Here is a 21,162-nt window from a genome sequence, read left to right on the forward strand (position 1 = left end):
TTAACTAATACTTCTAGATACAATTTTCTTTTCAGTTATGTTAAACGAAAATCATTAAAAGTGATACACGTTATTTTATTATGGAGTAGAGCTTGAAACCTGTAGCACTTTTCCGTTATAATATTTATTACCAGTTAAAGCAAAATCAAAAATATAATTAGCCATTTCTTTAGCAGATAATGGAGCTTCATAACCAGGGAAAGCCTCTTCTAACATCTCTGTTTGTACAGCGCCTAAGGCTAATACATTAAAAGCTATTTGTTGTTCTTTGTATTCTTCTGCTAATAGTTCTGATAAGGTAATTACAGCACCTTTGGCAGAGCTATAGGCAGCTAATCCAGGAAATTTCATGCTTCCTTGAATTCCACCCATACTACTCACTGTTACCACATGACTCCCTTTTTGCATAAACGGTAGAAGGGTTTTAGTCAATTCAGCAACTGCAAAAACATTCACTTTATAAACCTCTTCAAAATCTTGCGTAGTTAGTTGTTCAAAAGGTTTGTTAACCAACTTTCCTGCATTATTGATAAGGATATCTACCTCTTTCCATTTAGTTGAAACAAATTCAACTGCTTTTTGTAAATCTCTTTCGTTCGATAAATTAACAGAGATAATAGTGATGTTTGGGTGGCTAACCAGTTCTAAAGGTTTTGTGTTTCTTGATAAGGCTAATACTTGATGTCCTTGATTAGCAAACTGCTGTGCTAATTCAAAACCAATACCTCTACTAGTTCCTGTAATAACAACGTTCTTCATGTAATTGTCAAAATTTAAAAAGGCAAGCTACATAAAAATCACTACATTTATTGTTTAATCATTCTTAAATTATCATGAAAAAAAGACTTTTTTTAGCGGTTCTCCTAACAATGTCAATCACAACATTTGCTCAAAATACCTATATATTTTGTGGGAAATTAATTGATACAGAAAAAGGTAAAATAAAAGAACAACAAACTATAATTGTAAAAGGTAACAAGATTATTGATGTGTTAAAAGGATATGTGAACCCTGAAAACACTGATGATATAACGATAGATTTGAAAGATAAGGTGGTAATGCCTGGATTGATTGATATGCATGTGCATATTGAAAGTGAACATAGTCCGAAAACAAGACTGGAAAAATATATTTTGAATGATGCTGATAGAGCTTATAACTCAGTTAAGTTTGCCGAAACCACTTTGTTAAACGGCTTTACCACGGTAAGAGATTTGGGAGGAACAGGGGTTAATATTTCTTTAGCTAAGGCAATTAAAGCGGGAAAAATTGTAGGTCCGAGAGTGTTTACTGCGGGGAAATCTTTAGCAACGACAGGAGGGCATGCAGACCCAACAAATGGAAGCAGTAGAAAGCTAATAGGAAACCCTGGGCCAAAAGAAGGAGTGGTAAATTCGGTAGAAGATGCTCGAAAAGCGGTTAGACAGCGTTACAAAAATGGAGCAGATTGTATAAAAATTACAGCTACAGGAGGCGTATTAAGTGTGGCCAAAAGCGGAGACAATCCGCAGTTTACTATTGAGGAAATAAAAGCAATTTGTGAAACAGCTAAAGATTACGGAATGCATGTAGCGGCTCATGCTCATGGAGATGAAGGAATGCAACGTGCTATAATTGGAGGGGTAAAAACGATTGAACATGGAACTTATATGAGTGATGAAACAATGGAGTTGATGAAAAAATACGATGCATATTTGGTACCAACTATTACAGCTGGAAAAGAAGTAGAAGAGAAGGCTAAAGTAAAAGGCTTTTATCCAGAAATTGTAGTGCCTAAAGCATTGGCTGTTGGTCCACAAATACAAGGAACTTTTGGAAGAGCTTATAAAAAGGGTGTAAAAATAGCTTTTGGTACCGATGCAGGAGTTTTTAAACATGGTAAGAATGGAAAAGAGTTTGGGTACATGGTTGAAGCAGGAATGCCTGCTATAGAAACGATACAGTCTGCAACAGTGACTAATGCAGCATTATTAGGCATGAAAAATGAGTTAGGACAGATTAAAAAAGGGTTTGTAGCAGATATCATTGCAGTAGGAGAAGATCCTATTCAAAATATTCATACGATGGAAAAAGTAGTTTTTGTGATGAAAGGTGGGAGGGTTTATAAAGAAATTATGAATTGAAAAACAGTACGTTAAAAATAAAAAGGAATGCAAAGCATTCCTTTTTTTATAGATATATATCTATAGTATTGCCCCCCGACAAATATTTTGATGTTTAGTGATTTCTTTTTTTAAAAAGAGCTATTCAATTTTATTAATAAAGAATAGCTCTTAACTAACCAAACTTATTAATTTATTTTATTACTATGAATGAAACAAATACACTACAAATATATTTTAGATTCTATGCTCTTTTACTTTTAATTCGATGAATGGATTGTTTTTTAGGTTGAGAAGAAGCCTACTACAGATAAGTTATGTAACGAAAAAAAACAAGTAACATGTTTTTTAATTTGAATTTATTTTTGGAAAGATTTTATAAAAAAGAACAAAAAAGGAATGCTCAGCATTCCTTTTATTTATAGATACGTATCTATAGTGTTGCCCCCCGACAAATATTTTGATGTTTAATGATTTCTTTTTTAAAAAAGAGCTATTCAATGTTTATTAATAAAGAATAGCTCTCAACTAACCAAACTAATTAATCTATTTTATTACTATGAATGAAACAAATACACTACAAATATATTTTAGATTCTATGCTCTTTTACTTTTAATTCGATGAATGGAGTGTTTTTTAGGTTGAAAAGAAGTGTACTACAGGTAAGTTATGTAACGAAAAAAACAAGTAACATATTTTTTAACTTGAATTCGTTTTATAGCTTGTAAGCTATATATCGCTTGATAAATATTTTAATGTTTAATGACTCTTTTTGAAGAGTTAAAAATTAGTATGTTGGTAAGCTCCAATATCAGGGGAAGTGCTTCTGTCTACACCTAAAATATCATTAGAAACAGTAGAAGGTTTAGCTTTATTAATAGCATCACTATTTTCACCAATGATAAACTCATTTTTAGTAACATCTTTAAAGTTAGGCTCTCCGTTTAAAATGTTATTTTGATAATGTTCAGTATCATTAAAATTCAATTCAGTATTATCTGTGAATGAATTATTAAGGTCATTAAATTTTATTAAGCAATTTTCAACCGAGTAATTAAAGGTTGTACCATCAATTCTATCAAGAATAAATTCAACGTTGTTGTTTCCTTCAATAATACAGTTTATAAAGTTAGCGGTAACCAAATCATTAGTCTCTGTAATTTCTTGGTTATCATTATTAAGATAACTAATGTGGTTGTTGACTAAAACCGAAGGTAATTGACGAATACTATTGTTCCAAAAGTTAGCAAAAGTAGCATGGGCAAAGTTATATTTACCACCAAAAGTACAAGCTAATGCAGATTGTCCTGCGCTACCTATTACTAAGTTTTCTCCTTCAATATGTGTGTTTCTACCTAAAACACCATAGTTTGAACTGTTATATATTTCAGTATTTTTTATTGTTAGCGTGGGAGAGGAGGTATCTTGTCCGTCAACAAGAAGTCCAACAGTTCCATTTTTAATTTGAGTATAATTTAGTTCGTTGTTAAAACTACCTTCACGTATCCAAATAGCTCCCCATTGTCCTGGAATTTCGCTAAACTGATGTTCTAATCGGTCTCCTTCAAAAATTACTTTTTCATCTAAAGTTCCATTCACTTTAAAGTTTGCATCTTTATCAATAATTAAGCCTGAATTATTGTGAAAATGAATTTTAGCTCCGGCTTCAACTGTTAGTGTTTTACTTGATGGTACAGCAGCGTAACCGTAAATGACATAAGGTTTTTCATTAGTAAAGGTTAGTTCTTCGTCAGTTAAAAAGCGACCCTGAATTTCGGTTTCTTTACCATTAATAGTTAATGTTTCAATACCCGAACTGTTTTTAGAAGGAAAAATAAAATGAGCGTCTTGTACTAAAGTAACTAAATCTACATCTTGTTGGTTTTCTCCATTATCAAATAATATTTTATCAGTATATAAAGGATCGGTAATGGTGTTAACATTAATAGTAGTTTCTATAAAAATATAAATACTATCATTTGCCAAAATATCAATATTATTGAAACTGTCACCAGCTAATCCATCTACATTCAATCGATAATTTGAAGTATTTCCATTTTCCAATTTGATTTCTGGAATTGTAATAGTTTTACTACTCTTATTGTATACTTTTAAGTTATACGTAGCAGAACCTATATTGCTAAAAACAGTGTCTAGAAATACGGTGTCTTTTGAAAACTGTAACTTCCCATAACTAGGTACTGTATTGAAGTCTTTTCTACAAGATATTACAATAATGGATAGAATAAGTGCTAGTATGGGAAGGGTATTTTTCATGGTTTAGGATTATTGTTTGATTAATTCTATTTCAAATAATTTTCCCCAATGTTTTCCTGTAACAAATAAACGATTGTTTTCAGAATCATATGCAATTCCGTTTAGTACATCATCTTGAGTCTCCAAAGTTTGATCTTTAGCAACAATATCTCTCAATCCATTTAAGTTAGCTACACCTTCAACGACACCTGTTTCTGGATTGATAATAACTATTGAGTTTTGTTGCCATTTATTAGCATAAATTTTACCATTTATTAGCTCAATTTCATTTAAATTATCAACGGGATATTTGTTTGTGTATACTTGAACACTTCTTTTTTCTTGCTGATTATTGGCGTCTAAAAACCAAATTTTGTTACTTCCATCCGTTTTAATAAGCTCAGAACCGTTATGTGTTAATCCCCATCCTTGATTACTATTGGTGTAATTAAAGCTGCCAAGTTGTTTAAATGTTTCAAAATCGTATATAAATCCTTTTCGAGCGTGCCATGTTAACCAATAAATTTTATTATTAAAAATGGTCATTCCTTCACCAAAGTATTTTTCATCCAAATCTATCTTTTGTAAAACTTTTCCAGTTTCTAATTCAACTTTTCGTAAAGTAGATTCACCGTTTCGCCCCGTACTTTCATATAAATAACCGTTTTTATATTCTAGTCCTTGAGTATAGGCTCCTTTATCATGTGGGTAAATGTTTACAATTTTATAAGAGTATACAGCAGGAGCCTCTTTTGCTAAAATCTCAATAGAGTTGTTTAATTTTTTTGATTTATTAGGATAAAAAGCCAATGCGGTAACAGCATGTTTTCCTACACCAAAATCGGCAGTATTAATAGTAACACTTGTTTCGTTAGTGTTTACACGTTTGTTGTTTACATAAAGGTGTACAGAATCTATCTGCTCCCCCTTCAATTGTTCAAACTTAATAGCGGCTTTTTCGCCTAGAGTGGTTTTTTTAGTAGTGTTTAATTTAAATTTGTAATTAGTTTCACTACAAGAAGTTATGAGTAAAGTAGTTAATCCTAATGATAAAAGTTTATAAAAACGCATATATAAAATGTTATTTTCTATAGTTTATAAAGATGTACTACAAATTAAAGCAAATTATTTGTTTGCAAATTAAAAAAAAGGGTTAAATTTGCACCCTCAAATAGCCATTGCAGGTTTTTGATATATGAAAGAACTATAAAGCTTTACCAACTTTATAATTTTTTCAACAAAAATAAAAGATTTTAAATTTACAAGAGATGAAAAAAGGTATACATCCAGAAAATTATAGAATGGTAGCGTTTAAAGACATGTCTAACGGAGATGTTTTTTTAACACGTTCAACTGCTAACACAAAAGAAACTTTAGAAGTAGAAGGAGTTGAGTATCCATTAATTAAATTAGAAATTTCAAGAACTTCACATCCTTTCTACACTGGTAAGTCTAAGTTAGTAGATACTGCAGGGCGTATTGATAAGTTCAAAAATAAGTACGCGAAATTCAAAAAATAATTTCAAGTATTCAAATATACAAGAAAGCTCTGGCTATATGTCAGAGCTTTTTTTATGCTAAAATTGTATTTTTGCAAAAAAATAAAAAAAATGAGAGATACTATCTTATCTGTTGTTATTGTAATAAATATTTTATGTGGTGTGTTAGTTTATTTCATGCCAGATATGGGAAATTACATTTTACTAACAGTAGCTACAGCAGTTACTCTGTTAGCAATATATGATGCTTTTATTCAAAAAAAGCATTCATTAATGAGAGCTTTTCCAGTAATTGCTCGTTTACGTTGGGTATTTGAAGAAGAAAGAGAAAAAATTCAACAGTATTTTATTGAAGACGATTTAAACGGAAAGCCTATTAATCGTGAAAAAAGAAGTATTGTTTATCAGCGATCAAAAAAAGAAATTGAAACAGTACCTTTTGGTACTCAACATAATGTATATGCAAAAGGGTATGAGTTTGTGAAACATTCACTATTCCCTAAAGATCATCATCATATCAAAGGAGAAAGAGTACTTATTGGTTCAGATAAGTGTACACAAAAATATGACTCTTCTATAATCAATATTTCTGCAATGTCTTTTGGTTCGTTGAGTAAAAATGCAATTATGGCATTAAACCAAGGTGCTAAAATGGGAGGCTTTGCTCATAACACAGGCGAAGGAGGAGTTTCTCCTTATCATTTACAAGGAGGAGATTTAATTTTTCAGGTAGGTACAGGGTATTTTGGAGCAGGGAAAAGTGTAAATGGTAAACGTGTTTTTGATGCTGAGGTTTTTAAGAAAAATGCTGTTAGAGAAGAGGTAAAGATGGTTGAAATAAAGCTTTCACAAGGAGCTAAACCAGGTCATGGTGGAATTCTTCCAGCAAAAAAGAACACGAAAGAAATTGCTGAAATTCGTTCTGTAGAGCCTTTTACACGAGTAGATTCACCACCGGCACACGATGCTTTTTCTAATTTTGACGAAATGGTTGCATTTATTCAGCAAGTAAGAGAGTTATCAGGAGGTAAACCAATAGGAATTAAGTTTTGTGTTGGAGACAACGATGAAATCGAAGCGATGATTAAAGCTTTTGCTGATGCTAATAATTACCCTGATTATATAGCTGTTGATGGAGGAGAAGGAGGGACAGGTTCAGCACCTTTAGAGTTTTCAAACTACATTGGTACACCGTTATTAGAAGGACTATCTTTTGTAAATAAGATGTTGAAAAAATACGGACTAAAAGACCAAATAAAAATTATTGCAAGTGGTAAAGCTATTGATGCTTTTGATGTGATTAAATATCTAGCATTAGGAGCCGATGCAATTGGTATGGCTCGTAGCTTTATGTTAAGTTTAGGCTGTATTCAGGCACGTGAATGTAATTTAGATACTTGTCCTGTGGGTGTAGCAACACAAGAGAAGGACTTAGTAAAGGCTTTGGTAGTTAAGTATAAGAATATGCGTGTAAAGAATTACCATAATAAGACAATTAGTGCCATTAAAGAAATGGTTGCAGCTATGGGAAAAGATTCAATTAAAGATGTAGAGGCAAAACACATTTTTAGAAGAAAAAGAACAGGAGAAATAACTTCGTTAGATAAAGTTTACTACACTAAAGAAAAGGTTTTAGTTAGTTAAATAAAGAAAACTAGTTAAAATTGGATACTAGAGTAAAAATAAATTCAAAAACATATCAATTACAGCGTTACCCCAATACTTCCGATAAAAGTTTACGAGCTTGGAGTAACGCTGAACTCTTAGTGTTAGATTATATAACCGATAAGTATATAGAGGGGTTACACCTTTTTAATGACCGTTTTGGAGTGTGGAATTGCGCTTTACAGCATAAAAAAGTTACGACTGTTTGGACGTATGCTAGTCAGCAAAAAGCAATTCGTCAAAATTTAAAACTGAATAACATTTCTACGGAAGTCGATTTTAAAACTCCTTTAGACAACTTAGAGAGTATTGATTTAGCATTGATTAAAATTCCAAAGACATTAGAGTTGTTTGAGTTGTTTTTACAACAAATACATAAAGCTTCACATGAAAATACTGAAGTAGTTTGTGGGTTTATGACTAAATATTTTTCAGTTTCTTTTATAAAAGTTGCTGAACAATATTTTGAAGAGGTTACTCAGTCAAAAGCATGGAAAAAAGCACGTTTGTTGATTTTAAAAGTACCTAAAAAAGAAGTCAAGCATAAGGATCTAATTAATACCATCCATTGGAAAAGCAAAGTCTTACAGCAATATTACGGTGTGTTTTCTTCTGGAAGCATAGATATAGGAACGCAATTTTTCTTAGAAAATTTAGAAGTTAAAACAGAGGAGTTAAAAGTATTAGATGTAGCTTCTGGAAATGGAATTATAGCTTATGAAGTTGCTAATCAAAATCCACGAGCAGCAGTAACTTTAGTAGATGATTTTAACTTAGCTATAGAATCATCTAAAATTAACTTAGAAGGAAAAAAAGCAGAATTTTTATGTGATGATACTTTAGAGGGGGTAAAAGAAAATTCTTTTGATTTAGTAGTATCGAACCCTCCTTTTCATTTTGAATATGAGAATAATATTGAAGTGGCACTAAACCTTTTTAAAGGAGTAGAAAATTGTTTGAAAAACAACGGAAGATTTTTGTTAGTTGCTAATTCACATTTGAATTATAGTACACACCTAATAAAGCTTTTTTCTTCGGTGAGTGTGTTAGAACAAAATAAAAAGTTTCAAATAATAGAATGTATAAAAAAACGCTAAGAATTTTCTTAGCGTTTCTTGTTTGATTTGTAAACTTTAATACTACCAATAATATGATAAACCGAACATTAAATCAGTTGAGTTTATATTAAAGTTGAAAGAACTCCAAGTTCTTTTTGATGGACTCCCGGACTTTTGTGTAGCATTATTGTATCCTAAAGTTCCTATGTTAGCCTCTAAAGCTAAATTTTTGTTTAAGAAATAAGTTATTCCTGGTCGAACACCAATAAAATACTCGTTTGTATGCCCTCCATTAGAATTTAAAACGTCATTTTTTTCATATTCTGAATAGCTATACCTAAATTCTCCTTGTAACGAAATAGTCAATTTCTTTCCAACAGGAAAATATTTTTTGATGTAAGGGAAAACTCTAAAATGATTAGTTGTGTTTACTTGATTATTTGTTGTGTTTCCTGACTCGCTTTCCGTGTATCCATACCCTAAGCCCAACCCTAGAATTAAGTTGTCGTTGAAAGTATAACCTATCTTAGGGGAGAAGTTAAAATTAAAATACTTAGAAGTATTAGGTGAATCTTCAAATTCGGAATTGGTGTGTCCTAAAGAAACATTCCCGCCAACATACCACGTGCCTTTTTCAATAGTTAATTTTTCATTTTCTTTTTTTCCTTGCCCATAAGCAAATGACAATGCAAATAGCATTGTACTTAATAATAATTTCTTCATAATTAAATTTTCTTTTAAAGCAATCAAAAGTACTTGTCTTAGATTAATAAAAGGTTAGCTTAATGAAAAATCATAGGAAAATTCCTCCTCAATAATTTGTTCTGTACAATTTTTTAAGTCATTTACAAATTCATCAATTTGAGTTTTTGTTACGTTAGGCATACAAATAACATGAGAAATGTTCCCTTCAGTAGCTAACTGCCATTTATCTTTAATACTTTGTGGAGTTTTTGGTAATACAACAGTAATTGCATTTGGGTTTCTCCAAGCATTTACTCCAATTTTTTGTAATTCAGCTTCGCAATATTCAGCTACAGCTAAGCTATGTAGGTAACGTTGTTGTAGACCCTCAACACCTAATTGTTTTAAGGCATACCACAAGAATAAAGGAGAATGTCCGTTACGAGAGCCTGTAATAGTAGTATCAAAAGAACCGATGTAAGAAATTCCTTTAGCAATTCTGTCTCTGTTAGATCGTTTAGCCATTAAGACACCAGTAGGTATTGGTGAACCAATAAATTTATGTCCACTAATAGATATACTGTCAGCACCATCCATAAAATCGAAAGGGAGACGAGGTTGCATGAACGGTCCAAAAGAGCCAGCTAAGGCAGCATCACAATGAATATAATGGTCTTGGATAGCAAGGTTGCTTAAAATTCCTTTAATTCTACCTATATCGTCTTTTGCTTCTTTCATCGTTGTACCAAAAGTTGCCAATACAATTACTGGTTTGTGACGGTTCATACGAACAGTGTTTTCAAAATCTTCATAATCCATCTCGCCATTTTCTTGCGATTTAATTACAATACTTGGGATATTTAATAAATGGATATTCTTACGTACACTATAATGAGTAGATTCAGAATAGTATACCATAGCTTTAGGAAATAATTCACGAGCAATGTATAAACCATACAGGTTACTCTCTGAACCACCGTTGGTAACATATCCCCAAAAGTCTTTCGGATTTGCTCTAAATAGTTTTGCGAAAAATGCAATAACCTCACGTTCCATTTCATGGGTTCGCACACGATAAGTGCCTTGTTCGAAAGGATCACCAAGGTTGTTAATTGGATATTGAAAAAATTTATTTAATTCTGAATAATCGAAATCTTTTGATACAGGATATCCTAAAAAAGTATCGCGAGCAGAAGCTAATTCTTCTTGTAATTTATCTAGTTTTTGTTGATTTTCTAATGATAATTTCCCTTCGTTAACCATAGTATTAAAATTTAAGCGGGCAAATGTAAACTAAGGAATGTTATTTATCAGGTATTAGTTTGATATTTAGATTATTTTTCTAATTTATTTTTTTTAGTAGATAAATAATCTGGTTAGGGTTCTTTTTTAAGTTTAAAAAGAGATATATTTTAAGAGTAATATTAAAGAAAATAAAAAAGCCCATCTAATTTAGATGAGCTTTTAAACTTTATAATTTAAATTTGATTAGACCTTATTCTGCGGCTTTATCAACCACAACACGATTCTCACGATTCGCAACTTCCCAAGCTGTATGGAAAACCAAACGAGTTCTGTTCTCTAACATTTCATAATTGATTTTGTCAGGAGTGTCAGTTGGTCTGTGATAGTCGGCATGTGTTCCATTAAAATAAAAAATAATAGGAATGTTGTGCTTAGCAAAATTATAGTGGTCAGAACGATAATAAAAACGATTAGGGTCGTTATCATCGTTGTATTTATAATCTAAATCGATGTTAGTATACTTTTTATTCATCGCTTCAGAAATGTTATGTAATTCAGTACTTAACTTATCAGAACCGATTAAGTATACATAATTTGGATTTCCTTTATGGCGGTCATCAACTCTACCAATCATATCAATGTTCAAGTTGGTAACAGTATTAGCCAATGGGAAAATTGGATTTTCAGTATAATATTTAGATCCTAATAAACCTTTTTCTTCACCTGTAACGTGTAAAAATAAAATAGAACGTTTAGGGCCTTTACCAGCATCGGCAGCTTGTTTAAAAGCTTCAGCAATTTCTAAAATAGCTACAGTTCCTGATCCATCATCATCGGCACCATTGTATATTTCTCCATTTTTAACTCCCTCGTGATCTAAGTGAGCTGAAATAACTACTATTTCATCTGGTTTTTCCGTTCCTTTGATAAAAGCAACAACATTTTCAGAATCTTTTAAAGTCATTCCTCTACGGTTGTTACTTAAGTATTCAGAAGGTACTTCTTGAAAGTAATCATCACCACCTAAAGGAGAAGCTATTCCTTGACTAACATAAAAATCTTTTAAATACTTTACCGCTTTTTTTTGTCCAGGCTCCCCCGTGTTTCTTCCTTCAAATTCATCTGAAGCATAGATAAATAGATGTTTTCCTAAATCTTTTGCAGTAATAGTTTTGGCATATTTAGCTGCAAAATCAGTAGTATCATTATCAGTACTAGCTGTTTCTTTGCTAGAACCACATGCTACCAATGCAATTGCACTAGCCATAAAAAGTAATTTTTTCATCAATAGTTAAGGTTTGTTTAGTTCGATTAGTTTCAAAAGTAAGAAAATGTTACAATTGCTCAAATTTAATTTTTCTTGATAACGAATTGTTCTAATGTTTTGTTAAAACTTATTAATTCTTTTGGAAAAAGTTTTTCAAAAGCATTTTTACTAATTAAGTCTTGTGAAGTACCTGTATATAGTTGTTTTTCAGAAAGAAGTATGAATTCATCTGCAAGTTGAATGGCTAAATTCACTTCGTGGGTAGATATAATGATAGTTTTTCTTGTATTCTTTACGAGTTTTTTTAATAAAGAAAACACTTTGAATGTATGATGTATATCTAAATGAGCAGTAGGTTCATCTAAAATAATGATTTCAGTATCTTGAGCCAAAGCTCTAGCAATAAGTACTCGTTGTAGCTGACCATCGCTCAATTCATAAAATCGTTTATCTTTTAAATGGGAGATTTCTGTCTGTTCAATTGCCCAGAGAATTTTTTTTAGATGTTCTTGAGTTAGTTTGTCAATCCAGTTAGTGTAAGGTTGACGTCCAAGAGCAACGAGTTCAAAAACCGTTAGCTGACTTAGCGGTAAACGTTCGGTTAATACTAAACTCAGCGTAGTAGATAATTCTTGACTGGTGTAGGTTGAAAGTTCTTTTTGATTGATTTTTATAATTCCGTTCAAAGGTTTTTGAACCTTAGAAATGGTACGGAGTAAGGTTGATTTTCCAATTCCATTTTTACCTAACAAAGCAACAAATTTTCCTTTTTCGATAGCTAAATCAATAGCTGAAGCAATAACTGTTTCTTGCCTTTTTGATTTGTATCCTATTGAAAGATTTTCTGTTTGTAAGACGATATGTTTTTGTTGTTGATTGATGTTTGCTTGTTTAACTGTTTATAATCTTAGTTTTACACATATATTTTCTTCTTCCTAATTAATAGCCATATAACTACAGGTGCTCCAAATAATGATGTTATTGCGTTAATAGGTAAAGTGAATTCGCTTGTGGGTAACTGCGCTATACTGTCACAAATTAAAAGAATAATAGCTCCAATTAAGGCAACAGCGGGTAATAAAATTTTATGATTTGATGTAGAGAAAATCATTTTAGCTATATGAGGAACAGCTAGTCCAACAAAAGCAATAGGACCTGAAAATGCTGTAATTACACCTGTAAGAATACTTGTGATTAGTAAAATGATATTTCTACTTTTTTTTATATTAATTCCTAAGCTTTTTGCATAGTTTTCGCCTAGTAAAAAGCTGTTTAGAGGTTTTATGACAGAGAATGTTCCAAGAATTCCTACGAGATAAATAATTCCAAAAACAGAAAGTTCAGCCCAAGTTAGATTACCCAAACTTCCAAAGCTCCAAAATAAATATTGTTGTATTTGTTCAGCTTCACTAAAAAAAGCTAATACGCTAATAACTGCTGATGTTAATGAGCCAAACATTAATCCAATAATTAAAATAGACATCGTATTACGAACTCTATTTGCAGCTATAATAACTGCTGATAATACTAAGAAAGATCCTGCACTTGCAGCAATGGCCAATGCCCAGTTAGAGTAAATAGCTACAAGAAAAAATCCTCCAAAAACACTAGAACCTAAAATGAGTAATGCTACACCAAGGCTTGCACCAGAAGATATTCCTAATACAAAAGGGCCTGCAAGTGGATTTCTGAATAATGTTTGCATTAATAAACCACTTATAGCTAATCCTGACCCAACTAGCATTGCTGTAATTGCTTTTGGCAAGCGGTAATTAATGATAATGGTTTCCCAACTATCTTTTACAACAGGGTTACCAAATAAGGAGTTGAAAATTTCTTTTAAAGGAATGGATACGGAACCTAAACTAATGTTTAGTAGTAGAAAAATAATCAGTAAAACTGATAAAAGTAAAAAGTGAACTGTGTATGTTTTTGATAAATTCAATTAGCTAATTGATTTTAAAAAAGCGACTAATTGTTGAATAGCTAATCCTCTATGACTTATTTTGTTTTTTTCTTCTGAAGTCATTTCTGCAAATGATTTGTTGTATCCTTCAGGCTGAAAAATGGGATCATATCCAAAACCTTGTTCACCTTGCTTAGATGTTAAAATGGTTCCTTTACAAACTCCATCAAATAAAAATTGCTTTCCATCTAAATTTAAACAAACAGAAGTTCTAAACTGAGCATTTCTATCAGTTTTATTGTTCAACATTGTTAATAGTTTTTGCATGTTGTTTTCTGCATTAGCAGGTTCACCAGCATAGCGAGCAGAATATACTCCTGGTTCTCCATTTAAAGCTTCTACCTCTAAACCTGTATCGTCGGCAAAACAATTATATCCAAACTTTTCAGTAATATAATTTGCTTTAATTTTGGCGTTTCCTTCTAAAGTAGTTGCGGTTTCTTCAATATCATCAAAGCAATCGATGTCCTTCAAAGAAAGTAACTCAATAGAGTTAGGTAACATTTTTTGTACTTCAGCAAGTTTGTTTAGATTGTTAGTAGCAAAAACTAGTTTCATGTGTTGAAAATTAACAAAAGCAAATGTATTCAATTTTTATCATCTTTGCTGGTGTTTTTATTTTTATAAAAAAGGCCTTCGTCTTGAAAGTCTTGTAAATAAAGAGGTGTTGTGTGAAGGTAGGGTTAAGGGTTATTAAGTGCCCTAAAAGGGTTCAAGGCCTCTTTTATTCAAATAACAAAGAAACCGATATAACTTTTAAAAAGAAAAATTAAAAGGTTTATCGTAAAATTTTCTCAATTTTACGACCTTTAGCTAATTCATCTACAAGCTTGTCTAAATAACGAACTTGCTTCGTTAACGGAGTTTCGATTTCTTCTATTCGATAACCACAAATAACTCCTGTAATTAAATGAGCATTTAGATTTAAGTCGGCTTCTTTGAAGAAGGATTCAAAAGTTACTTTTTGATCAATTAATTTGTTTAATTTTTGATTGTTAAAACCAGTAAGCCATTCAATTACTTGGTGTAACTCCTCTTTTGTTCTTCCTTTTTTCTCAACTTTAGTAACATAATGAGGGTAAACAGAAGCAAAAGTCATGCTCGCTATTCTTTCGTCGTGTTTGGGTGTTGTTTTCATGACTTAGGTTAATGTGAAACGATTTTGAGTCCTACAATCGAAGTAATTAATGTTGTGATAAAAAATAATCGCCAAAATGTAGCGGGTTCTTTAAAAACTAAAATTCCAATTAGTACTGTTCCTACAGCAGCAATTCCTGTCCAAACTGCATAGGCAGTTCCAATAGGTAGCTCTTGGGTTGCTTTTATGAGAAGCAACATACTGATAGATAAACAGATTAAAAAGCCAATATACCAATATGTGGCTTCTATTCCAGTAGTTTCTTTAGCTTTTCCAAGACAAGCTGCAAAAGCTACTTCAAATAAACCAGCTATAATTAACAAAATCCAATTCATTTGTAATTACTTTTTAGATACTAAAATACAATAACTTTATTCAATTACAAGCTAAGGTGTGCTACCTTTTCTGTTTTATTTTGAAGTTAAAATGTTACTGCTATTGAGCTGAGTTAAAGGTTTTACAAATCTTCTTTAATAATTATTCCTCCCCACTCGTTAGAATATACATATTTGTTGTTTTCAAGATTGGTACAATAGTTCTCAAAGAAAACCTTAAAAGAAGGTGCTATATACTCTCTTACACTATCGTCGTGCCACATTCTTATTATCTGTCCTTTAGTTCCATTTTCTGTAGGATCCATATCTATACATAGATGATTTCCAGAACCATCATAAGTAATTGGAATCCATTTAGGGTTCCACCAAAAGTCTTTAATTTCTTCATCGGGTTCAGCTTCACTATCTTCAAAATCTCCACCCTCATATAAATCATACCAAATTTTCCATTCATCAATTATTCTATTAGAAGAAAGTAGCTCTTCAGCATCTATTAAGCCTTCGGCATTTCTGTTTTGACCGTTGTGTATACTTAAAAAGGCTATAAAGTCTTCAGGTAGTTCTGTTTGTATGGTTTGTTGTAATTGTTTTATTTCTTCTGGTTTAATTGCAGGCTGAAGCTCTTCAGATAAATGAGGAGCATTAGAAGAAACCCAATTTTTAAAACGGTTCCATAAATTTTCTATTTCAATTTTTTGATTTTTCATTGTAATTATTTTTTGTAATGTAATATTAATGCTTACTAGACTTCTTGTAAAAAAATAGATAGAGCTTTTCACAGCACTATTTAAATTTTCAAGCTAAAGTACTATGTGTGGAAAATGCTTAAGGAAGTTTTTTCGCTAATTTTTCGTTAAAAAAGAGTAGAGAAGACTAAAATTGTACTCCTAACTTAAAGTTAAACACTCTTTCTGTCATATAGTTAGGAATACCGTATTGGTTTTTACTGTAAGCATCACGTACCCATGTATTGGTGTTGGAGTTACGGATGTCGAAAATGTTAAATAATTCTAAACCAGCGGTAAGTTCTTTAAAGTTACGTAAAAAGCCAGTTGTATGTTGTTTATTAGCATCAGCAAAAACATAAGAAATTCCGACATCGGCACGTTTATAATCATTCAAACGATTTTGAAATTGATATACATCAGCGTAAGCAGGAGCTCCACCAGGTAACCCAGTGTTATAAACAAGGTTTAGATAAGCTTTTAAGTCAGGTAAGTTAGGTACATAATCTTGAAATAATACACCAAATTTCAACCGTTGATCAGTTGGTCTAGCAATATAACCTCTGTTGTTTATGTTTTCTTCGGTTTTTAAATATCCAAAGCTTACCCAACTGTCGTTACCAGGTACAAACTCTCCGTTTAAACGAACATCTAAACCATAAGCATAGGCATTAGTAACATTGTCTGCGCGATAACGAATACGTACATTATCTACTGAGTACGCATTTACATCTGATAAATCTTTGTAATAAAGTTCAGTAACTAACTTAAAAGGGCGTTCCCATACGTTGAAACTATATTCATTCCCAGCAACTATGTGAATTGACTTTTGTGCTTTTACTTCGGGGTGTACTTGTCCGTCATAATCACGTAATTCTTTGTAAAATGGAGGTTGTGAATACCATCCACCAGATATTCTAAATAGCATATCGCTTTCCCAATCAGGTTTAATAGCAAATTGCGCTCTAGGACTAAAGATTGTTTGAGAATAACTATTAGTAGAAGCTGTTTTTATAGACCAATAATGAGAACGAACTCCAATATTCATCCAAACTTGGTGGTCGTTCCACATTGCTTTTCTACTGAATTGTAAGAAACTAGTAATACGGTTAATGTCTGTTTCATTTTCTGCTCTTACATTTCTGTAAGGCTCAATAGGACCTGTAAAAGGTTCGTATGGTTGATTATTTCCGGTGTGGTGTGGTGGACGAACAGAAAAACCTAATGAATCTATTACTTCCCATTCACGAATGCGGTCTTTAATATTTTCTTTTTGATATTTAATACCAGCTTTCCATTCATTGTTACCGTCTTTTAAAGTAGCTTTTAGTTGAATGTTACTGATTAAAGCATCTAAGTCGTTACGTGCATGATTAATTTGCGAACCTATTCCTTGAGAAAATTCAACTTCACCAAAATTTTCAGAACCAATATTGCTATTTACTTCACCTATGGCGTAAGCGGCAGCAATATCAAAATATTCTTCTTCTTGTGTATTAAAAGAAGAAATAGTACCAGTAAGTTTTAGATTGTCGTTAACTTGATAATCAGCAGAGAGCGCTCCAAATAAGGTTTGAAAACGATCTTTTTCTTGCCCTTGATAAAAAACGATTAATTCTAGTGGATTTGTTAAGGTTCCAAATCGGGTTTTACGAGTTAGTGGTTTGTAATTATAGTTGTTAAGAGAGAAATTTCCTAAGAAATTTAATGTAAGTTTTCTGGTTGCTTGGTAGCTTAAAAATGATTGGACATCTGTAAATTGAGGTCTAAAGTTAACCTCGGTTTGTTTACTATTTACAAATAAGCTATTATCACGGTAACGAACACCAACAATTGTGCTTAGTTTATTATTAGCAAAAGTATCTTCAATAGTAAAACTTCCTCCTAATAAACTCAAATCTAATTGTATGCCAAAGTTAGTTGGTTTTCGATAGGTAATATCTAGTACAGAAGATAGTTTGTCTCCATATTTTGCTTGAAATCCACCTGCAGAGAAATTGATATTCTGAATCATATGCGGATTGGTAAAACTTAAGCCTTCTTGTTGACCAGAGCGGATTAAAAATGGACGATACACTTCAATTCCGTTAACATATACTAGGTTTTCATCAAAATTACCACCCCGAACATTGTATTGAGTGCTTAATTCGTTGTTGTTACTAACTCCAGGGAGCGTCATTAATATATTTTCAACACCAGCATTAGCACCAAGTATGTTTTTTACTTTTTTAGTTTTTATTTTGGTAATTCCTTGGGCTTCTTTTTGTTGGCTTTTAACGATAACTTCTTCTAATTTTTCACTCTTAATTTGTAAAGTAGGAGAGAAGTTAAAGTTTCTTTTTCCTCTAGAAGTGAATTTTTTCACCAAAGTTTTATAAGAAACATGTGTGAATGTAACAGTAACAGTTTTACGGATGGGAATTGTAAATTGATACATTCCATTAGCATCGGTAGTAGTTCCTTTAGATAAATAGGAAATCGCAACTCCTTCAATTGGTGTATTGAATTTATTGGTAATGATTCCTTTTACTGTAGCTGTTTTTTGTGCAAAAACGAGTGAAGGGAACAGTAATAAAAGAATAAATTTTTTCAAGCTTGTTTAGTTTACTTTCTGAAAAATGTTGCTGAAACTGTTTCAGTATTACCCACATTATCAGAGACTACAAGTTTAAAAATATGTTTGCTACCAACCAACTTTTTATCATTAAAATCGTATGTAAGTATTCTTTTTTTATGGTTATACTCCATTAAAATCCATTCACCATCAATAGTAGCGCGGTAATTTTTTATTCCCGTTTCTTTATCCCCAATTTTAACTTTCAGTGTTTTATTTTTAGAAATCCACTGATTGTTACTAAAATTGTATAGCTGAATAGTTGGTTTTCCTGTGTCAAAACGTAAAGCATAACTACCTAAGAGTTTAGTGGTAGTATATACTTTGTCAATTTTTTTTCTTGTAGATGTGTATCTTGGATATTTAGGACTTGTAACATTAGCGATATATACATGTTGTTTTTGATCTTCTGTTAAAAAAGAAGTCTCAAAAGTTAGTGTATAACGTTTGTCTAAAGGAATTGTAGGGTCGTGAATTTTTGCAGTACCATTTTCAACTTTAAAATCAATGAAACAATCTTTATAAAAAGTGTTTTTAGGAAAAGCAACTGTTACATTTTTTTGATGAAATTTATTAAAGTTAGTTGCTATAATTTTATAATTAGTAGTATCTTTTTCCTTAAATACTAAATTGCTTGCAGTTCCTCTAACTGGTATCCTTACTTTAGAAGTGTTATGTTTGAAGTCTTTGGCTATAATCTCAATATTGTAATTAGCTCCGTTTTCAATATATATTTTTCCGTTGTTTATTAAATCTTCATATAAGCTAAGTCTATTTGCGTCTACCTTGTGTGTTCTTTGTACTCTATCTCTATATTTTTTATAATGCTTATAGTCAATTAATAAGTTAATATATTTACTCTCTGCGAAAGAAAAGGTTTCAACATCATGATAATACACACGTTTACCATTTACTTTCATTTCTAAACTATAAATTCCATTTTTATTTAAAGCACCATTTAATCGGTCAAACACGCTAATACCAAAACCAATAGTGCCACTGGCAGTAATTTTTTCGGCAATATAATTACCTTCACCATTATTTTTAAATGAAATAACAGATTTTAATGCCGAATTATTAATTCTAGCATCATCACTTAATGGATAGGCTACTAATTTTTGAACAGTAGGAGTTTTATCGTCTTCAGCTGTTAAACCAAAATGCATTGGGTTAATAATATGTTCTGTTTTAGTATCTCGAATTTCATAATGTAAGTGCGGACCTCCAGAACTACCAGTATCACCAGTATAACCAATAAGTTGCCCTTTTTTTACAGGGAATTTATCTGATTTAAGAAAAAGGTTTCCTGTACTATATTTTTCTTTTTTGTACTGAATACTTTTTACATACTGTTGAATGCTTGGTTCAAAACGTTTTAAATGTGCATATACAGTTGTATAACCGTTAGGGTGCGTTATATATAAAGCCTTTCCAAAACCATATTGCTGCACTTTTATACGAGAAACATATCCATTAGCAGGAGCGTAAATAGGAATACCTTCTTTACCTTGAGTTTTAATATCTATTCCAGAATGAAAGTGGTTACTTCGTAATTCTCCAAAAGTACCAGACAATACAATAGGAATTTTTAAAGGGTTTGAAAAATAGTTTCGCGGATACTTATTTTGAGCTTGTCCGCTAATAAAAAAGATAAATAGAATAAGAGAAAAATAAAATTTCAAAATGCAACAGTTTTAAAGCAAAACTAATAAAATTCTATTAAAGCTGTTAAAGATTTAAAATCAGTAATTTAGTAAAAAACACTAAAAGAGTTGCTAATTATAAGTTATATTAATAACTTTGTAAATATAGTTTTATTCTCTAAAATAAATGAGTAACCCTTTAAAAGCAGTTCATTTACTGGAAGATAGATTGAAGGACTTACTTTCGAACTACGAGTTTTTGAAAGAAGAAAATAGAGTTTTACTTCAAAATAACGGAGAGTTACAAGTTTTATTACAGGAAAAAGAGAGGCAATTAGAAGAACAGCAAAAACAATTTAATTTGCTGAAAGTTGCAAAAACTATTGAGGGCAGTAACGAAAGTACAAGAGAAACAAAACTCAAAATAAATACTTTAATTCGAGAGATTGATAAGTGCATCACCCTTTTGAATACATAATATAAGTTTTTTTGCATGGCAAAAATAAAAGTTAATGTGGTAATTGCTGGGAGAACATATCCATTAAGTGTAAATAGTACAGATGAAGAAGAAGGATTACGAAAAGCAGCAAAAAGTATTAACGAATTAATAGCCAAGTTTGAACAAAATTATGCGGTAGCAGATAAGCAAGATGTTTTAGCAATGAGTGCTTTACAGTTTGCATCAAAAGCAGAAATAGTATCGTTAAAAAATACTAAAGAAAAAGCCGAAGTATTGCAAAAGATAAATGAATTGACTAACTTGCTAGAAGATCATTTATTATAACGTTCTTTAAAATATATTATTTAATATACTGCCTACATTAGTACATTGTTTGTTAAACTCAACGTTATTCAATTATAAAGGATGAGTCGTGATTAGTAAAGCAAGCCGATTTTACCTCGGATCCTTGATCAATCAGTTAATCCTAAACTTGTTATTTTGGAGTTTTTAAAACCCTATTAA

Annotated in this window: 20 protein-coding genes and 1 other RNA gene; 7 read left to right on the forward strand and 14 right to left on the reverse strand. The window is 31.4% G+C overall.

Going from position 1 to position 21,162, the window contains the following annotated elements; genetic code table 11:
- Positions 1-78: 78 nt before the first annotated feature.
- Complete coding sequence (locus NH341_RS13050; RefSeq protein WP_159611820.1) at positions 79-759, reverse strand: SDR family oxidoreductase; 681 nt, start codon at positions 757-759, stop codon at positions 79-81.
- A 74-nt stretch (positions 760-833) separates the two neighbouring features.
- Here NH341_RS13050 and NH341_RS13055 point away from each other — a divergent pair, with 74 nt between their 5' ends.
- Positions 834-2,123, forward strand: coding sequence for an amidohydrolase family protein (locus NH341_RS13055; RefSeq protein WP_159611818.1), 1,290 nt, complete (start codon positions 834-836; stop codon positions 2,121-2,123).
- 760 nt (positions 2,124-2,883) lie between these two features.
- On the opposite strand, the gene NH341_RS13060 is transcribed toward NH341_RS13055, so the two are convergent.
- On the reverse strand, positions 2,884-4,380 hold the full coding sequence (locus tag NH341_RS13060; RefSeq protein ID WP_253057165.1) for a hypothetical protein: 1,497 nt from the start codon (positions 4,378-4,380) through the stop codon (positions 2,884-2,886).
- Between the two features lie 9 nt (positions 4,381-4,389).
- Entirely contained in the window at positions 4,390-5,430 is a 1,041-nt protein-coding gene (locus NH341_RS13065) for a glutaminyl-peptide cyclotransferase (protein WP_159490643.1), read from the reverse strand.
- Positions 5,431-5,627: 197 nt separating this feature from the next.
- Here NH341_RS13065 and NH341_RS13070 point away from each other — a divergent pair, with 197 nt between their 5' ends.
- The 3 genes from NH341_RS13070 to NH341_RS13080 all read left to right on the forward strand — a co-directional run bounded on the left by NH341_RS13070 (position 5,628) and on the right by NH341_RS13080 (position 8,620).
- Complete coding sequence (locus tag NH341_RS13070; protein WP_047789607.1) at positions 5,628-5,879, forward strand: type B 50S ribosomal protein L31; 252 nt, start codon at positions 5,628-5,630, stop codon at positions 5,877-5,879.
- A 90-nt stretch (positions 5,880-5,969) separates the two neighbouring features.
- On the forward strand, positions 5,970-7,502 hold the full coding sequence (locus NH341_RS13075; RefSeq protein WP_047789608.1) for an FMN-binding glutamate synthase family protein: 1,533 nt from the start codon (positions 5,970-5,972) through the stop codon (positions 7,500-7,502).
- Between the two features lie 20 nt (positions 7,503-7,522).
- Positions 7,523-8,620: a methyltransferase gene (locus NH341_RS13080; RefSeq protein WP_253057166.1), complete on the forward strand. Its 1,098-nt coding sequence runs from the start codon at positions 7,523-7,525 to the stop codon at positions 8,618-8,620.
- A gap of 42 nt (positions 8,621-8,662) precedes the next feature.
- Here NH341_RS13080 and NH341_RS13085 read toward each other — a convergent pair whose 3' ends face one another.
- The 11 genes from NH341_RS13085 to NH341_RS13135 form a co-directional block, all read right to left on the reverse strand.
- Positions 8,663-9,304: an outer membrane beta-barrel protein gene (locus NH341_RS13085; protein ID WP_073183457.1), complete on the reverse strand. Its 642-nt coding sequence runs from the start codon at positions 9,302-9,304 to the stop codon at positions 8,663-8,665.
- Between the two features lie 54 nt (positions 9,305-9,358).
- Complete coding sequence (locus NH341_RS13090; protein WP_073183286.1) at positions 9,359-10,528, reverse strand: histidine decarboxylase; 1,170 nt, start codon at positions 10,526-10,528, stop codon at positions 9,359-9,361.
- 232 nt (positions 10,529-10,760) lie between these two features.
- Positions 10,761-11,795, reverse strand: coding sequence for a M28 family metallopeptidase (locus tag NH341_RS13095; RefSeq protein ID WP_172644850.1), 1,035 nt, complete (start codon positions 11,793-11,795; stop codon positions 10,761-10,763).
- 65 nt (positions 11,796-11,860) lie between these two features.
- On the reverse strand, positions 11,861-12,658 hold the full coding sequence (locus tag NH341_RS13100) for an ABC transporter ATP-binding protein (RefSeq protein WP_073183282.1): 798 nt from the start codon (positions 12,656-12,658) through the stop codon (positions 11,861-11,863).
- Positions 12,659-12,690: 32 nt separating this feature from the next.
- The gene (locus NH341_RS13105) at positions 12,691-13,722 is read right to left on the reverse strand and encodes an iron ABC transporter permease (protein WP_253057168.1); all 1,032 of its coding nucleotides are present in this window, start codon (positions 13,720-13,722) and stop codon (positions 12,691-12,693) included.
- On the reverse strand, positions 13,723-14,301 hold the full coding sequence (locus NH341_RS13110; protein ID WP_253057170.1) for a non-canonical purine NTP diphosphatase: 579 nt from the start codon (positions 14,299-14,301) through the stop codon (positions 13,723-13,725). It lies immediately after the preceding gene.
- A 220-nt stretch (positions 14,302-14,521) separates the two neighbouring features.
- Complete coding sequence (locus NH341_RS13115) at positions 14,522-14,881, reverse strand: DUF2200 domain-containing protein (protein WP_159490651.1); 360 nt, start codon at positions 14,879-14,881, stop codon at positions 14,522-14,524.
- A gap of 8 nt (positions 14,882-14,889) precedes the next feature.
- Entirely contained in the window at positions 14,890-15,216 is a 327-nt protein-coding gene (locus NH341_RS13120) for a multidrug efflux SMR transporter (RefSeq protein ID WP_253057172.1), read from the reverse strand.
- 122 nt (positions 15,217-15,338) lie between these two features.
- On the reverse strand, positions 15,339-15,923 hold the full coding sequence (locus NH341_RS13125) for an SMI1/KNR4 family protein (protein WP_253057174.1): 585 nt from the start codon (positions 15,921-15,923) through the stop codon (positions 15,339-15,341).
- 166 nt (positions 15,924-16,089) lie between these two features.
- A complete protein-coding gene (locus NH341_RS13130) occupies positions 16,090-18,534 on the reverse strand; it encodes a carboxypeptidase-like regulatory domain-containing protein (RefSeq protein ID WP_253057176.1) in 2,445 nt (814 codons plus the stop codon).
- Positions 18,535-18,545: 11 nt separating this feature from the next.
- On the reverse strand, positions 18,546-20,237 hold the full coding sequence (locus NH341_RS13135) for a M23 family metallopeptidase (protein ID WP_253057178.1): 1,692 nt from the start codon (positions 20,235-20,237) through the stop codon (positions 18,546-18,548).
- Positions 20,238-20,385: 148 nt separating this feature from the next.
- Here NH341_RS13135 and NH341_RS13140 point away from each other — a divergent pair, with 148 nt between their 5' ends.
- The 3 genes from NH341_RS13140 (at position 20,386) to ssrS (ending at position 21,147) form a co-directional block, all read left to right on the forward strand.
- Positions 20,386-20,676 (forward strand): hypothetical protein, encoded by a 291-nt coding sequence (locus NH341_RS13140; RefSeq protein ID WP_047789618.1) that lies wholly within the window; start codon positions 20,386-20,388, stop codon positions 20,674-20,676.
- Positions 20,677-20,691: 15 nt separating this feature from the next.
- Positions 20,692-20,982 (forward strand): cell division protein ZapA, encoded by a 291-nt coding sequence (locus NH341_RS13145; protein WP_047789619.1) that lies wholly within the window; start codon positions 20,692-20,694, stop codon positions 20,980-20,982.
- A 56-nt stretch (positions 20,983-21,038) separates the two neighbouring features.
- Positions 21,039-21,147, forward strand: a non-coding RNA gene (gene ssrS, locus NH341_RS13150) — 6S RNA.
- The last annotated feature ends 15 nt before the right edge of the window (positions 21,148-21,162 follow it).

Origin of the sequence: Tenacibaculum sp. XPcli2-G, assembly GCF_024124505.1 — a bacterium.
Taxonomy (GTDB): domain Bacteria; phylum Bacteroidota; class Bacteroidia; order Flavobacteriales; family Flavobacteriaceae; genus Polaribacter; species Polaribacter mesophilus.

Excerpts from the sequence above, each read along its gene's own strand:
- NH341_RS13050 (WP_159611820.1), bottom strand. The coding sequence starts at position 759 with ATGAAGAACGTTGTTATTACAGGAACTAGTAGAGGTATTGGTTTTGAA.
- NH341_RS13090 (WP_073183286.1), bottom strand. The coding sequence starts at position 10,528 with ATGGTTAACGAAGGGAAATTATCATTAGAAAATCAACAAAAACTAGAT.
- NH341_RS13115 (WP_159490651.1), bottom strand. The coding sequence starts at position 14,881 with ATGAAAACAACACCCAAACACGACGAAAGAATAGCGAGCATGACTTTT.
- NH341_RS13110 (WP_253057170.1), bottom strand. The coding sequence starts at position 14,301 with ATGAAACTAGTTTTTGCTACTAACAATCTAAACAAACTTGCTGAAGTA.
- NH341_RS13075 (WP_047789608.1), top strand. The coding sequence starts at position 5,970 with ATGAGAGATACTATCTTATCTGTTGTTATTGTAATAAATATTTTATGT.
- NH341_RS13120 (WP_253057172.1), bottom strand. The coding sequence starts at position 15,216 with ATGAATTGGATTTTGTTAATTATAGCTGGTTTATTTGAAGTAGCTTTT.
- NH341_RS13145 (WP_047789619.1), top strand. The coding sequence starts at position 20,692 with ATGGCAAAAATAAAAGTTAATGTGGTAATTGCTGGGAGAACATATCCA.
- NH341_RS13055 (WP_159611818.1), top strand. The coding sequence starts at position 834 with ATGAAAAAAAGACTTTTTTTAGCGGTTCTCCTAACAATGTCAATCACA.
- NH341_RS13140 (WP_047789618.1), top strand. The coding sequence starts at position 20,386 with ATGAGTAACCCTTTAAAAGCAGTTCATTTACTGGAAGATAGATTGAAG.
- NH341_RS13125 (WP_253057174.1), bottom strand. The coding sequence starts at position 15,923 with ATGAAAAATCAAAAAATTGAAATAGAAAATTTATGGAACCGTTTTAAA.
- NH341_RS13085 (WP_073183457.1), bottom strand. The coding sequence starts at position 9,304 with ATGAAGAAATTATTATTAAGTACAATGCTATTTGCATTGTCATTTGCT.
- NH341_RS13095 (WP_172644850.1), bottom strand. The coding sequence starts at position 11,795 with ATGAAAAAATTACTTTTTATGGCTAGTGCAATTGCATTGGTAGCATGT.
- NH341_RS13060 (WP_253057165.1), bottom strand. The coding sequence starts at position 4,380 with ATGAAAAATACCCTTCCCATACTAGCACTTATTCTATCCATTATTGTA.
- NH341_RS13065 (WP_159490643.1), bottom strand. The coding sequence starts at position 5,430 with ATGCGTTTTTATAAACTTTTATCATTAGGATTAACTACTTTACTCATA.
- NH341_RS13070 (WP_047789607.1), top strand. The coding sequence starts at position 5,628 with ATGAAAAAAGGTATACATCCAGAAAATTATAGAATGGTAGCGTTTAAA.